This window comes from Acinetobacter stercoris (genome assembly GCF_900323515.1).
GTDB classification, from domain to species: domain Bacteria; phylum Pseudomonadota; class Gammaproteobacteria; order Pseudomonadales; family Moraxellaceae; genus Acinetobacter; species Acinetobacter stercoris.
Genome location: NZ_OOGT01000014.1, coordinates 1 through 15,016, shown reverse-complemented (window position 1 = coordinate 15,016; position 15,016 = coordinate 1). Strand labels below are relative to the sequence as shown.

At 39.7% G+C, this 15,016-nt stretch carries 11 protein-coding genes; 9 read left to right on the top strand and 2 right to left on the bottom strand.

The window, feature by feature from the left end:
- Nucleotides 1–7 precede the first annotated feature (7 nt).
- The 7 genes from KPC_RS02660 (at nucleotide 8) to KPC_RS02630 (ending at nucleotide 9,723) form a co-directional block, all read left to right on the top strand.
- Complete coding sequence (locus KPC_RS02660) at nucleotides 8–2,062, top strand: site-specific recombinase (RefSeq protein WP_171334411.1); 2,055 nt, start codon at nucleotides 8–10, stop codon at nucleotides 2,060–2,062.
- A gap of 156 nt (nucleotides 2,063–2,218) precedes the next feature.
- Complete coding sequence (locus tag KPC_RS02655) at nucleotides 2,219–2,830, top strand: phosphatase PAP2 family protein (protein WP_121972886.1); 612 nt, start codon at nucleotides 2,219–2,221, stop codon at nucleotides 2,828–2,830.
- 25 nt (nucleotides 2,831–2,855) lie between these two features.
- The gene (locus KPC_RS02650; protein ID WP_121972885.1) at nucleotides 2,856–4,121 is read left to right on the top strand and encodes an efflux RND transporter periplasmic adaptor subunit; all 1,266 of its coding nucleotides are present in this window, start codon (nucleotides 2,856–2,858) and stop codon (nucleotides 4,119–4,121) included.
- A gap of 12 nt (nucleotides 4,122–4,133) precedes the next feature.
- The gene (locus tag KPC_RS02645; protein WP_121972884.1) at nucleotides 4,134–7,313 is read left to right on the top strand and encodes an efflux RND transporter permease subunit; all 3,180 of its coding nucleotides are present in this window, start codon (nucleotides 4,134–4,136) and stop codon (nucleotides 7,311–7,313) included.
- Entirely contained in the window at nucleotides 7,313–8,806 is a 1,494-nt protein-coding gene (gene adeK, locus KPC_RS02640; RefSeq protein ID WP_121972883.1) for a multidrug efflux RND transporter AdeIJK outer membrane channel subunit AdeK, read from the top strand. Before KPC_RS02645 ends, adeK begins: the two co-directional genes overlap by 1 nt.
- 114 nt (nucleotides 8,807–8,920) lie before the next feature.
- Nucleotides 8,921–9,277 carry a YbjQ family protein gene (locus KPC_RS02635; protein ID WP_121972882.1) on the top strand — a complete coding sequence of 119 codons (357 nt, stop codon included), beginning with the start codon at nucleotides 8,921–8,923 and terminating at the stop codon, nucleotides 9,275–9,277.
- An 8-nt stretch (nucleotides 9,278–9,285) separates the two neighbouring features.
- Nucleotides 9,286–9,723: a YbjQ family protein gene (locus KPC_RS02630; protein ID WP_121972909.1), complete on the top strand. Its 438-nt coding sequence runs from the start codon at nucleotides 9,286–9,288 to the stop codon at nucleotides 9,721–9,723.
- 49 nt (nucleotides 9,724–9,772) lie between these two features.
- Here the strand turns inward: KPC_RS02630 and KPC_RS02625 are convergent, their stop codons facing one another.
- Together KPC_RS02625 and KPC_RS02620 are read right to left on the bottom strand one after the other, a co-directional pair.
- Complete coding sequence (locus KPC_RS02625; protein WP_121972881.1) at nucleotides 9,773–10,570, bottom strand: SDR family NAD(P)-dependent oxidoreductase; 798 nt, start codon at nucleotides 10,568–10,570, stop codon at nucleotides 9,773–9,775.
- Between the two features lie 30 nt (nucleotides 10,571–10,600).
- A complete protein-coding gene (locus KPC_RS02620; protein ID WP_121972880.1) occupies nucleotides 10,601–11,296 on the bottom strand; it encodes a hypothetical protein in 696 nt (231 codons plus the stop codon).
- A 181-nt stretch (nucleotides 11,297–11,477) separates the two neighbouring features.
- Between KPC_RS02620 and KPC_RS02615 the strand changes: the two genes are divergently transcribed.
- The gene (locus KPC_RS02615; RefSeq protein WP_121972879.1) at nucleotides 11,478–14,369 is read left to right on the top strand and encodes a valine--tRNA ligase; all 2,892 of its coding nucleotides are present in this window, start codon (nucleotides 11,478–11,480) and stop codon (nucleotides 14,367–14,369) included.
- 280 nt (nucleotides 14,370–14,649) lie between these two features.
- Nucleotides 14,650–15,016: RipA family octameric membrane protein (locus KPC_RS20710; RefSeq protein WP_456049166.1), on the top strand; the 367-nt coding region annotated here is incomplete at its 3' end.

The window sequence follows — 15,016 nt, the reverse complement described above, 5'->3', positions numbered from 1 at the left end:
CTTGCCTATGCATATAAATTTTCATGATCTTTTTACAAAAATGCAGGAACAACTTGAACATCCACAAGTTATTCCTGATCCCACAATATTAATTGAACTGGTCAAACGTATCAGACCTGTTGATAGTAGAAATAGCAACGAAATTCAACAAAAAATCCAGGCGTTAATTCAAGCCTTATTGCTGACCCCTACGGCTGCTTATCATTTTCAGGGCTATGTGCTTAAATTAATGAATCATTATAAGCAGGCAACCTTATATGCAGATAGTGGTATCTTGTCTCTGGATGGTTTCTGGAATCAACTAGGACAACGCTTAGGTGCTCATTTTTTACCTTTACTTAATGATCACACTGAATTAAAAGATTTAGTCGGTCGCGTTTTCTTTGATAAAACCGACAAATACTGGTTAGAAAATATTGCAAATGAAGACTGGTCTCAGTTATTTGCCTTACTTCATCAGGGACAAAATTTTCAGCAGGCAAAATTTGGTATTAAGCAGGAAATGGTTAAAGCCATCACGGTTTTATCCTATCGTATCAGTGGTATTGGCCTATATCCAGAATTTATTAATGCTCAACCTGAAGTCACTGAATATGAATCACCCTTTTTAGTACAAAACCGTGAAATTGTTGAATTTATTGAAAATTATAAAAAATCACATCAAGATGATTTAAAAAACACCACCACTACTCACATCCTGGATGCTGATCAAGCTTTAGTGATGATTGAGCAATGCCGTGAGTTAGTATTAAAGACCAGACGAGCTGTTAAACGTATCGGGGTCAGTCTAAGTCTGACCTATTTACTATCATTGCTTGAACAATGCTTAGATCGTATTGAACTATTGCTGAATATTCTCGTTGAGGAAAATGAATTACGTTATCAGGCAATGGCTGAGCTTTTGACAGATTTGGTCAGCGCCCATTCGAGTGAAAATAGTGTCCGTGCCCTATTAAGTGCCAATAGCGAATTGATTGCCCTGCAGGTTACTGAAAATGCCAGCAAGACTGGTGAACATTATGTAAGTACTGATAAACAAGGTTTTTTCGGTATGTACAAAGCTGCTGCTGGAGCTGGTGTCATTATCGCCATTATGGCGAGTTTAAAGATTTTGGCAGCACGATTGGTTCTGGCTCCACTCATGCATGCTTTTATCTATAGCATGAACTACTCTTTGGGCTTCATGCTCATTCATGTTTTACACTTTACCGTTGCAACCAAACAACCTGCCATGACTGCTGCCGCACTGGCGGCAACGGTTCAACATAGAAAAGGCTCCAAGAACGCTCAAATCGCAGAGCTGGCATCTTTGATTGTGAATATTATCCGTACTCAATTTATTGCGATCCTTGGTAATATTTCCATAGCCATACCAATAGCAGCACTGATTACTTTTCTTTGGCAAAGTATTATGGATGAACCACTGTTAAATCACATGAAAGCGGATGCTCTCCTTCACAGTTTAAATCCATTCACCTCCTTGGCTGTTCCTCATGCAGCTATCGCTGGTGTCTGTCTATTTTTATCTGGCCTGATTGCCGGATATTTCGATAACATGGCAGTATACCGTAAGATAGGTCCTCGCTTAAAAGCGCATGCCCGACTTAAACTTTTGATGGGGCAAGAGCGTCTGAATAAATTTGCCAATTATATTGAACGCAACCTGGGAGCTTTAGCAGGTAATTTTCTATTCGGTATTATGCTTGGAAGTATGGGAACTTTAGGTTTTATTTTAGGTTTACCTTTAGATATTCGTCATATTGCCTTTGCTTCTGCCAATTTTATTCAAGGTTTAATGTGCACAAATTCTCCTGATATTGGATTAATTATTATTTCTTTCCTTGGCGTTTTATTAATTGGTCTCACCAACCTTTTTGTCAGTTTTTCACTCACTGTTATTGTTGCATTACGGGCACGTCAAGTCCGTTTTGAACAATGGAAGCCTTTGGCCAAACTAGTTATGACGCATTTCTTTACTAGACCTCTGGATTTTTTCTGGCCACCAAAGCAACCTGTGGAAATAGAAGAAAATGAACACACTCAACAAAAAATGAGACATTAATCAAATTTGTTATGATTATGTGCAAAATATTAAATTTTGTTCAAAATCTAATTACTATTAATTGTTCTTTTATAGTGACTTGAAAAAAAGTGTACTGACAAGTACACTTTAGCACAGAATTTAATCTTAGGTGTGATTAAATACAGGGTCTTCCCTATGCTTTACCTACTAATACTCTTAGGCTGTATAGGAATCGGGATAAGTAGCTTCGGGTTATTTGTTCCTTATATACATCAATTAGATTTTAGTTCTGTTAACTGGTTAAGCATTCATAGGAGTGAGTTTATAAATCTAATTGCTATGGGTTTATCTACTCTCGGAGGGTTGCCAGGCACATTGTTAATCTTAACAATCTGGTGTTTACACCAAGCTTGGTATAAAAAGTATGTAAATATTCTCTTTATAAGTGCTGGAATAATAGGCAGTGCTACTATTGGTTGGATACTAAAATTTTTAGTTAACCGACCTCGACCAGAAACCATGTATCAGATGGTTAAGGTTTATGGTGCATCATTTCCTAGTGCTCACAGCATTTATGCGATGACAGTTGCATGCTTGGTGATATTTATATTTTATAAACATCGCAAGGCTAAAATGATTATATTACTAGTAAGTATATGGTGGTTGAGTATGGGGGTTTCAAGAGTCTATCTTGGTGCTCATTTTCCGACTGATGTACTTGCTGGCTGGAGTATTGGCCTTATCTGGATTGCGACTCTTCGATTATGGATATCGCACCGTAAGTTTGGCAAAAACAATTATTTTTAGATAGAAATCTAAACGAGGTGGAATAATGATGTCGGCAAAGCTTTGGGCTCCTGCCCTTACTGCTTGCGCATTAGCAACAAGTATCGCACTTGTTGGTTGTAGCAAAGATCCGAAGGATGCACAGCAAGCTGCTGATGCTCAAAAAATGCCACCTACAGAAGTTGGTGTCATTGTTGCTCAACCGCAAAGTGTTGAACAGACAGTCGAACTTTCTGGTCGTACTTCAGCTTTCCAAGTTTCTGAAGTTCGCCCACAAACAAATGGTGTTATTTTAAAACGTTTGTTTACAGAAGGAAGTTTTGTACGTGAAGGTCAACCGTTGTATGAAATTGATCCTAGAACGAACAATGCCAATCTCGATAGTGCTAAAGCGGATTTATTAAATCAACAAGCAAACCTGAATGCACTAAAAGTGAAGACGAATCGTTATCGTCAACTTATTGGGATTAATGCAGTTTCTAAACAAGAATATGACGATCTAGTTGCACAAGTTAAACAAGGCGAAGCAATGGTTGCTTCTGCACAGGCTGCAGTAAAAAATGCACAAATTAACTTGGGTTATTCTACTGTTCGTGCACCTATTTCTGGCCAATCAGGTCGTTCCAACTTTACAGCTGGTGCATTGGTTACTGCAAGTCAGGCTGATCCACTCGTAACTGTTCAACAATTGGATCCGATCTATGTAGACATTAATCAGTCTAGCGCAGAATTACTCCGCTTACGCCAACAGTTAAGTAAAGGTAATATTGATCGTAGCAACAACACTAAAGTCCGTTTAAAACTGGATGATGGTAGCTATTATCCAATTGAAGGTAATCTTGCATTTTCTGATGCCAGTGTAAATCAGGACACAGGTACTATTACCTTACGTGCTGTATTTACCAATCCAAACCATTTGTTACTTCCTGGCATGTATGCAACAGCCCAGATCGTACAAGGTGTTATACCTAACGCATATCTTGTGCCACAAATTGGTGTGACCCGTTCTCCAACTGGTCAAGCATCTGCAATGGTTGTAAATGCAAAAGGTTTGGCTGAAAGCCGCGATATCGAAACCGTTGGTACTCAAGGTCAGAACTGGATCGTGACAAAAGGTTTAAATCCTGGCGACAAAGTAATTGTTGATGGTATTGCCAAAATCAAACCAGGTCAGCAAGTTAGTGCAAAACCTTACCAACCGAAAGCTGCTGCACCACAAGAAGGTGCAAAACCAGCTGCTCAAGGTAATGGTGCCCAACCTACTCAGAATGCAAAACCTCAAACTGAACAAAAAGCTACTTCACATGCATAAGGGGTAGACTGAATGGCTCACTTTTTTATTCATCGCCCCATCTTTGCATGGGTGATTGCTTTAGTCATTATGTTGGCGGGGATACTCTCGCTGACAAACATGCCTATTTCCCAATTTCCAACAATTGCTCCACCAAAAATTTCTATTTCTGCGACTTATCCAGGTGCATCTGCTGATACTGTTGAAAATACAGTGACTCAGGTCATTGAGCAGCAAATGAATGGTCTGGATGGTTTACGTTATATCAGTTCACAAAGCTCTTCGAACGGTATGGCTGCAATTGATGTCAACTTTAACCAAGGTGTTGATGCCGATATTGCACAGGTTCAGGTTCAGAACAAACTGCAAACTGCAATGGCATCATTACCAAATGATGTACAACGTCAGGGTGTCACAATTAAGAAATCAGGTGCAAGCTTCTTACAAGTTGTTGCCTTTTATTCTCCAAATGACTCCATGACTAAAGGTGATATTACCGATTATCTGAATGCCAATATTAAAGATCCTCTTAGCCGTGTTTCTGGTGTTGGTGAAATTCAGGTATTTGGTGGTCAGTATGCAATGCGTATCTGGCTTGATCCTGCCAAACTTAATACCTACAACCTAACCCCCGCTGATGTATCAGCCGCTATCCAGGCACAAAATGCTCAGGTTGCTGTTGGTCAGTTGGGTGGTGCTCCATCTGTTGATGGTCAGGTTCTTAATGCAACTGTTAATGCTCAAAGCCTGTTACAGACACCAGAAGAGTTTGAGAATATCTTCCTGAAGAACTCTAATGAGGGTGCACAGGTACGAATTCGCGATGTTGCACGCGTTGAGTTAGGTTCAGATAACTATCAATTTGATTCCAAATATAATGGGCATCCTGCTGGTGGTATTGCGATCCGTCTTTCAACTGGTGCCAACGCATTAGATACAGCAAAAAATGTTGAAGCAGCTTTAGAAAAACTTCGTCCTAGCTACCCTGCTGGATTAAAAGATGAAGTAGCATTTGATAGTACGCCATTCGTTAAGTTGTCTATCGAGAACGTTGTTCATACATTAATTGAAGCGATCTTCCTTGTATTCCTAGTCATGTTCTTGTTCTTGCAGAACTGGCGTGCAACCATTATTCCAACAATGGCTGTACCTGTGGTTGTACTTGGTACATTTGCCGTAATTAATATGTTTGGTTTCTCCATCAACACATTAACCATGTTTGCCATGGTACTTGCTATCGGTCTTCTGGTCGATGACGCGATTGTTGTAGTTGAGAACGTCGAACGGATTATGGATGAAGAACATTCAGACCCTGTGAGTGCTACTGAAAAGTCGATGGATCAAATCTCTGGCGCATTAGTAGGTATTACCAGTGTTCTGAGTGCCGTATTCGTGCCAATGGCTTTCTTTGGTGGAACTACCGGGGTGATTTATCGTCAGTTCTCGGTAACACTTGTAACCGCGATGGTTCTATCACTATTCATTGCCTTGACATTTACGCCTGCCCTGTGTGCAACGTTATTGAAACAGCATGATCCAAACAAAAAACCAAGTAATGGCATTTTTGCCCGTTTCTTTAGATGGTTTAACGATAAATTCGAAAAAACATCACAAAAATATCAGAACGGTGTAAACCGAATGACTCACCACAAATTATTCTCAGGGGTAATTTATGGTATCGTGATCGTGGTTTTACTTGGTGTTCTGAAAATTATGCCAACTTCATTCTTACCAGATGAAGACCAGGGTGTATTGTTTACACTGGTACAACTACCACCGAATGCATCACTTGAACGTACTAACAAAACGATGGATTCGATCACCAATTACTTTGAACAAAAAGAGAAAGATACCGTTGAGTCTGTATTTACGGTTTCAGGATTCTCGTTCACAGGTATGGGACAAAACCAAGGTATCGCATTCGTTCGTTTGAAAGACTGGAAAGAACGTACAACTGCTGATGCAAAAATTGGGAACATCGTTCAGCGTGCCATGGCTCTAAACGGCATAGTTAAAGATGCCAGCATGATCTATCCATTACAGCTTCCTGCAATGCCTGAGCTAGGGGTCAGTCAAGGCTTCGATTTCATGCTGAAGGACAATGATGGTCAGGGTCATGAAAAACTTCTTGCCGCACGTAATGCCATTTTAGGAATGGCTTCTCAGGACAAACGTCTCTCAGGTGTACGTCCGAATGGTATGGAAGATACGCCTCAATACAAGATCACAATTGATCAGGCTGCTGCTGGTGCAATGGGCGTCAGTATTGCAGACATCAATAGTACGATGAGTATTGCTTGGGGTGGCTTGTATATAAATGACTTTATTGACCGTGGTCGTATCAAGAAAGTTTATCTACAAAGCGATTCAGTATCCCGCATGATGCCTGAAGACCTAAATAAATGGTACGTTCGTAATAACAAAGGCACAATGGTTCCATTCTCTGCATTTGCATCTGGTAAGTGGACTTATGGTTCACCTCGTTTGGAACGTTATAATGGTATTTCATCCATGAACATTCAGGGTGCAACTGGTGCTGGTGCAAGTTCTGGTGATGCAATGCTTGCCATGGAAGAAATCATGCAAAAACTTCCGTCTATGGGATTGCCTGGTTTCAGTTACGAATGGACTGGTCTATCATTAGAGGAACAAGAAGCTGGTCAACAAGGTGCCGCTATTTATATCATGTCGTTGCTGATTGTATTCCTATGTTTGGCAGCACTTTATGAAAGCTGGTCTATCCCTGTTTCGGTCATGCTCGTAGTACCACTAGGTTTGTTAGGCGCAGTTCTCCTGACTTACTTTGGAATGATGATCTTAAATAACCCGAACCTTTCCAATAATATTTACTTTAAAGTTGCAATGATTGCCGTAATCGGTCTCTCTGCGAAGAACGCAATTTTGATTGTTGAATTTGCAAAAGATCTGCAGGAACAAGGTGAAGAACTTTTCGAAGCAACAATGCATGCTGCGAAACTTCGTTTACGCCCAATCATTATGACAACATTGGCATTTGGTCTAGGTGTATTACCTATGGCTATTTCTTCAGGTGCTGGTGCTGGTAGCCAGAACTCGGTAGGTATTGGTGTTATCGGTGGTGTCTTAACTTCAACACTCTTAGGTATCTTCTTTATTCCTGTATTCTTTGTATGGATTCGTACCATATTCAAATACAAACCTAAGAATCAAAATAATCAGGAGCAAACTTCGTGATGCAAAATATATGGTCTATTACAGGTCGTAGCATTGCGGTATCTGCACTTGCGCTTGCTTTGGCTGCCTGCCAAAGCATGCGTGGTCCGGAGCCGGTTGTAAAGGCTGACATTCCTAACAGCTATGCAGCAAATGCTTCTGGAACTTCGATTGCAGAACAAGGTTATAAAGACTTTTTCTCTGATCCTCGTCTTTTACAAGTACTTGACTTGGCTCTTGAAAATAACCGTGATTTACGTGTTTCTGCTTTAAACATCCAAAAAGCTCAGCAACAATATCAAATTACTGAAAATAATCAGTTACCGACTATTGGTGCAAGTGGTAGTGTTGCCCGTCAGGTTAGTCCAACTGTCAACCCGAATAACCCATATTCAACTTATCAGGTTGGTCTGGGTGTAACAGCTTACGAGCTCGATTTCTGGGGCCGTGTCCGTAGCCTAAAAGACAATGCTTTAGACAATTATCTGGCAACTCAAGCTTCACGTGATTCAACTCAAATCAGCTTGGTTGGTCAAGTGACTGAGGCTTGGTTAAATTATGCATTTGCAAATGCCCAATTAAAGCTCGCAGAACAGACACTAAAGTCACAACTTGATGCTTACAATCTGAATAAAAAACGTTTTGATGTTGGTATTGATAATGAACTGACTGTTCGTCAAGCACAGATTTCGGTTGAGACAGCACGTAATGATGTTGCAAACTACAAAACCCAAATCGCCCAGGCTCAAAACTTATTGAACTTGCTTGTTGGTTCACCAGTACCAAACAACCTGTTACCAAACCAGCGTGTATCAAGTATTACCAATCAAAATGTATTGGCTTCTGGTTTGCCAAGTGACTTGTTAAATAACCGTCCAGATGTAAAAACAGCTGAATATCAACTTTCTGCTGCTGGTGCGAATATTGGTGTAGCAAAAGCTCAGTTGTTCCCTACCATTAGTCTAACGGGTAACCTCGGTTATGCATCGCGTGATTTGAGTGACTTGTTTAAATCAGGTTCATTCTTGTGGTCTGTCGGACCTAGTCTTGATGTACCTATTTTTGACTGGGGAACCCGTCGCGCAAATGTCAAAATTTCTGAAACTGATCAGAAGATCGCTTTAGCAAACTATGAGAAATCAATCCAGTCTGCTTTCCGTGATGTAAATGATGCATTGGCAACACGTAACAATATTGGTGATCGCTTATCAGCACAACGTCGTTTAGTTGATGCAACTAACACTGCTTATAAATTATCAAACGCACGCTTCCGTGCCGGTATTGATAACTATTTAACCGTGTTGGATGCACAACGCTCTTCTTATTCTGCTGAACAAGGTTTACTACTTCTTGAACAGGCAAATCTGAATAACCAAGTAGAACTTTATAAAGCACTTGGTGGCGGTGTGAAAGCAAACACCTCTGACTCAAAAGTCTACCCTGCCTCAACTGCAGATATGAAATATCATAAAGGTCAAAGCTCACAGCAACGTGCGCAACAACCTCAGCAGTAAAGTCAAAATATTTAAAACCCGCTTAGGCGGGTTTTTTATTGATTGTTTATATTGATCTATCAGCTGATTTTTCCTATCTTAAAGACAACATTTACATGAAGATCATTGAAAAACATGCAGCTGAGTAACCTTGAAACACTTCCTGGTCATAAAATTATTCGTCAACTTGACGTTGTTTACGGCAGTACTGTACGTAGTAAACATGTTGGACGGGACTTGATGGCAAGCCTTAAAAACATCGTTGGCGGTGAATTAAAAGGCTATACGGAATTACTTGAAGAATCCCGTCAGGAAGCTATGCAGCGTATGATCGAAAAGGCTCAGGGCTTAGGTGCGAATGCAATTGTTGGTATTCGTTTTTCAACATCAAATATTGCAGAAGGTGCATCTGAACTGTTTGTTTATGGTACGGCAGTTGTTGTTCAAGCCAACGCCCCCCAACTTACTGATCCGTTTAAAACACAAGGTTAATGCAAATTATGGATGCAATTATCTTTAAGATTGGAATATTTGTCATTCTATTTGTAATTGGCTGGTTCTTTGGACGTAATACTGAACAGCGTCACTTCAAAACATTGGCAGAAAATGAACAACAGCTAACTGATATCAAAATTGATACCAACAAGTTTGAAACCTCTGAACTTCAAGGTCAACTGATTTACAGTAATGTTGTCATTTCACATGATTATTTTAAATATATTCTGGCAAGTATTCATAACTTCTTTGGCGGGCGATTAAGCAGTTATGAAAGTGTTGTGGAAAGAGCCCGTAGGGAAGCCATTGTCCGATTAAAACAACAGGCTAAAACGATGGGAGCAACCGAAATCATGGGACTTCGTTTAAGCACGACCTCTTTGGGTATGCAAGGTGGAATGGTTGAAGTCTTTGCCTATGGAACAGCTATTTATCCTAAATAAAAATGACCGAGAAAATGATTAATCATTTTCTCGTTTTATAATCTACCAATTATTTTACTTTCATCTTACGAATCATTTTATACAGGGTACTTGGTGAAACTCGGGACATCATAACGCCCATTTTTTCTTTTTTACCACCGATCACAATAAACTCTTCGCCATTTGCAAGTGCTTTTACTGCCCGTTTTGCAAAATCACCTGCTTCCAGACCATTTGCTGTCGCTTCATTATCAAAACCTTGTGCTTTTCCTTCACCATTTAGAGCATTGATCGAGACATTTGTTTTCACAAAACCTGGGAAAATGACCGAAACATTTACTCCATCATTGGCAACTTCTGCACGTAAACTATTTGCCCATAAATGGATAGCAGCTTTTGCTGCTGAATAAGATGCACGATATTGTGTCCCCAGTAGCCCTGCAACACTTGAAACAAAAACAATTCGACCTGTTTTTTGTTTTAAAAATGTAGGTAAAACTGTTTTAGTTAAAAAGACTTGAGAAAAATAATCCACTTCCATAATGGCACGTTCAGTCAACATCGAGGTTTCAGATATCAGTGCACGCTGGCTTAAGCCTGCATTGTTGATCAGCAAGTCAATTCTACCTTTCTCAGCGAGAACCTGTTCGTATGCATGTAAAACTTGTGACTCATCCGTGATATCCATTGCAATAGAAACATGTTTTTCTGGATTTAATAAGCCAACACGAACGTTTTCCAGTTCATCAAAACGGCGGGCACTTAACACGATCTGTGCACCTTGTAATGCAAATTCAGCCGCTAATGCTTTGCCTAGACCAGATGACGCACCCGTAATCCAGACAATTTTATTGTCAAAATTTTCCATGTTTTATTTCCCTAAGTATTTGTAAAACAATTATGATGCTATTTTTGTTTCATCCTCTAAAAATATCAGGAAATGATCAATATAACTATTTGCAGTATCTGGATCAATTTGTGAGCCCAGTTTTTCTAGGCGCTTATATCCCACTTGTGTCGATAAATTAATTACTCCATTCAATGTCTTATCTACGATCAGATTAAACTTTAATATTTTTTTTGGTTCTCGAATAAGTGTCGTTACCCCTTGATCCACGATCCTGGTTAGTGCTTTAAACGCGGGTGAAATATATTGTGTATTACCCGAACGTACCTGGTCGACACAACCCAGCGCTTCACTAATTAAAATATTATCAACTGGGTACTGCACATAATATTGCCCATCTTTTTCACGAACTACTGTTTCCAAATAGTGCGCTAGAGGAGTTAAACGTTCATTACTAAAAAAAGATACAGCCCAAGGCATGTACTTTTTAATCGCTTCTAGAATTTGGTGAATCACCTTTTCAGAATCATGCGCCAGTTTCCGTCCGTGATCATCACTCACCTGTTCAGATTGCTTACGCAATAGATCACCAAAAACCTGATCTATAACCTCACAGGCAACATTCGCCAACAGTTCCCCTAAAGGTTTAGCCTGACTTTCTTTGTGTCCAGCATTTAACTTTTCTACAATGTTTTGAAATTGTTGATGGGTATGATCATCAACTTTCAACAATATGTTATAGCTCATAAAAAGACCTCTTTAAAATCTTCTGCGACCATGCGCTTATTTTGTTTGTTATCAAATCATAAGATCTAACAGCATTCTGTGTCATTTAGGCAAAGAATGCATTTGCTGAACATCGCTAAACCTACATTTTTTTTGCTACAATAGATGNAATTTTTTATTTACTTTTAATTTAGTTTTTACTATGACTGATTCTGCGCAAAACATTGCTACGACCTACGATCCAACCGAGATCGAGAAAAAATGGTACAAGACTTGGGAAGACAATGGCTATTTCAAGCCATCTGGTCACGGTGATTCATTCTGTATCATGATTCCGCCTCCAAACGTCACTGGTAGCTTGCACATGGGTCATGGTTTTAATAATGCCATCATGGATGCATTGACCCGTTTTAACCGTATGTCTGGGCGTAATACATTATGGCAACCAGGTACAGACCATGCGGGTATCGCAACCCAAATGGTGGTTGAACGTCAGCTTGGCGCACAAAATGTGAGTCGCCATGATCTCGGACGCGAAAAATTTATTGAAAAAGTCTGGGAATGGAAAGAACAGTCTGGCGGTAATATTACCCGTCAAATCCGTCGTCTAGGCTCATCTGTAGACTGGTCACGTGAACGCTTTACTATGGATGAAGGTCTATCCAGTGCGGTAAAAGAAGTTTTCGTAAAATTACACGAAGAAGGCTTGATCTATCGTGGTAAACGCCTCGTAAACTGGGACCCTAAATTACAAACTGCGCTTTCAGATCTTGAAGTTGAATCTGTAGAGGAAAAGGGTTCGCTCTGGCATTTCAAATATTTCTTTGAAGATAAGTCACTTAAAACCAAAGATGGACATGACTACCTTGTTGTGGCTACAACTCGTCCTGAAACTTTGTTAGGTGACTCGGCTGTTGCTGTTCACCCTGAAGATGAACGCTATGCACATCTGGTTGGGAAAAATATTATTTTGCCAATCACAGGTCGTGCTGTTCCAGTTGTTGCTGATGAATATGTTGAAAAAGAGTTCGGAACAGGCTGCGTAAAAATCACGCCTGCGCACGACTTCAATGACTACGATGTAGGTCGTCGTCATGACTTGCCAATTATTAACATTTTCAACAAAAATGCTGAAATTTTGGCTGAGTTTGAGTTTATCGCAAAAGCTGGTGAGCAAATCTCAAAAACCATCACAGCACCTACAGAATATGTCGGTCTGGAGCGTTTTGCTGCCCGTAAAAAATTGGTTGAACAAGCCGAAGCCGAAGGTTGGTTAGAACAAATTCAGCCTTATGATCTAAAAGCGCCACGTGGCGACCGTTCTGGTGTCATCGTTGAACCTCTTTTAACAGATCAATGGTATGTAAAAATTGCACCTCTTGCCGAACCTGCAATCAAAGCAGTAAAAGATGGTGAAATTAAATTTATTCCAGAACAATACACCAATATGTATATGGCCTGGATGAATAACATCCAGGACTGGTGCATTTCGCGTCAACTTTGGTGGGGTCACCGTATCCCTGCCTGGTACGATGAAAATGGCAACATCTATGTAGGTCGTAACGAAGCAGAAGTACGTGAGAAAAACAACATTGATGCATCGGTAAATCTTAAACAGGATGAAGATGTACTGGATACATGGTTCTCATCTGCGCTTTGGACATTCTCGACTTTGGGATGGACTGGTGATGCCAAAAAAGATGCGGAAAACTATTTCCTAAACACTTTCCACCCTACTGATGTATTGGTGACCGGTTTTGACATCATCTTCTTCTGGGTTGCACGTATGATCATGATGACCCTTCATTTTATGAAAAATGAAGATGGTACATCACAGGTTCCATTCAAGACTGTTTACGTACACGGCTTGGTTCGTGATGGTGAAGGTCAAAAAATGTCAAAATCAAAAGGTAATGTACTCGACCCTCTTGATTTAATCGACGGTGTTGATCTTGAAACTTTGGTACAAAAACGTACTACAGGTTTGATGAACCCTAAACAAGCAGCGAAGATTGAAAAATCAACACGTAAAGAGTTCCCGGAAGGCATCCAGGCCTATGGTACTGATGCAGTTCGTTTTACTTTCTGTGCTCTTGCCAACACAGGTCGTGACATTAAGTTCGACATGAAACGTGTCGAAGGCTACCGTAACTTTGCTAACAAAATCTGGAATGCAACACGTTTCGTTCTGATGAATGTTGAAGGTCAAGAGGTTGGTAAAACTGCGCGCCCTGATCTTTGGGAGCTTCCTGAACAGTGGATCGTGAGCCGTCTGCAAAAAGCAGTTCAAGCGGTACATCAAGCATTTGATACTTACCGCCTGGATCTTGCTGCACAAGCAATCTATGACTTTATCTGGAATGAATACTGTGACTGGTATGTTGAGCTGACTAAACCTGTATTAAATGATCCAGAAGTTTCAAATGAACGTAAAGCTGAAGTACGTCGTGTACTTTTAGCTGTGATGGAAGCTTCTCTTCGTTTAGCTCATCCGATCATGCCATTCTTGACTGAAGAAATCTGGCAAACCCTTGCCCCAATGATTGGTAAAGGTGGTGATACCATCATGACTGCGGCTTATCCTGTAGTTGAGCAAGACCTGCTCAATGATCAGGCAGAAGCAGATATGCAATGGTTACAAGGCTTGATTGGTGCTGTACGTAATATCCGTGGTGAGATGGGCTTGGGTAATGCACGTTTACTCCCAGTATTGCTTCAAAACACTACTGATGCTGAAAAAGCACAGATTGCACGTATCGAGCCACTCTTTAAAGCTTTGGCCAAAGTTGAAAGCATTACTTTCTTGAATGATGCGGAACAACCACCATTGTCTTCATCAAGCGTTGTCGGTCATGTATCCGTATTTGTCCCAATGAAAGGTCTGATTGATCCTAAAGCTGAGCTTGGTCGTTTGCAAAAAGACTTGGATAAAGTTCAAAAGCAGCATGATCAAATCGCCAATAAACTTGCGAATGAAGGTTTTGTCAGCAAAGCACCTGCTGCAGTTGTTGAGGGTGAAAAAGTGAAACTTGCTGAGTTTGCTGATCAGTTAGCGAAAATTAAAGCCAATATGGAACAGATTGCGGCGCTTTAGTAGTATTGTCAATTTCTTCTAAATTATGTATAAAGGGCTGAATATTCAGCCCTTTATATTAAATACATGAAAGATTTTTTTAAGAACCTTTTTTCTAGAAATATTACAAATAATGATAATAGAACAGTGAATAATAATATTGTCATAGAAACTGACAATGTCCCTCTTACTAAATCTAAAGAAGAAGAACATCTTAGTCGCTTAAAAAGCGTATATGAAATTACTATTGCAACTAGAAACTTAGAAATTGGGCAGTTACTTCAAAGAAATAATTTTTTTTATGATATTTCAAGGTGTACTTTTTGCATGTTTGATTTATTCAAGTAATACTGTTCCATATGTACAACTTATTCTTTGTTTAGTAGGGTTTTATGTAGCTTATTCTCAAACAGCCGTAGCCGCAGGAGCAAAATATTGGCAAGAATTTTGGGAGAAAAAATTAGAAGATATAGAAATCACTTTATTTGATTTTTATAAAAACCAAGATAATAATAATGATAAAAAAATCGCTGTTGACGATAATTCAACTGAATTTTATCAGCTTTTTTCAACTCCAAAAGATAAAATTCATGAAAATGTTATTGCCCAACTAAATAAAAATATTGAAGCAGATAGTTTTATTGAAAAGATTAATACCAAAGTAGATG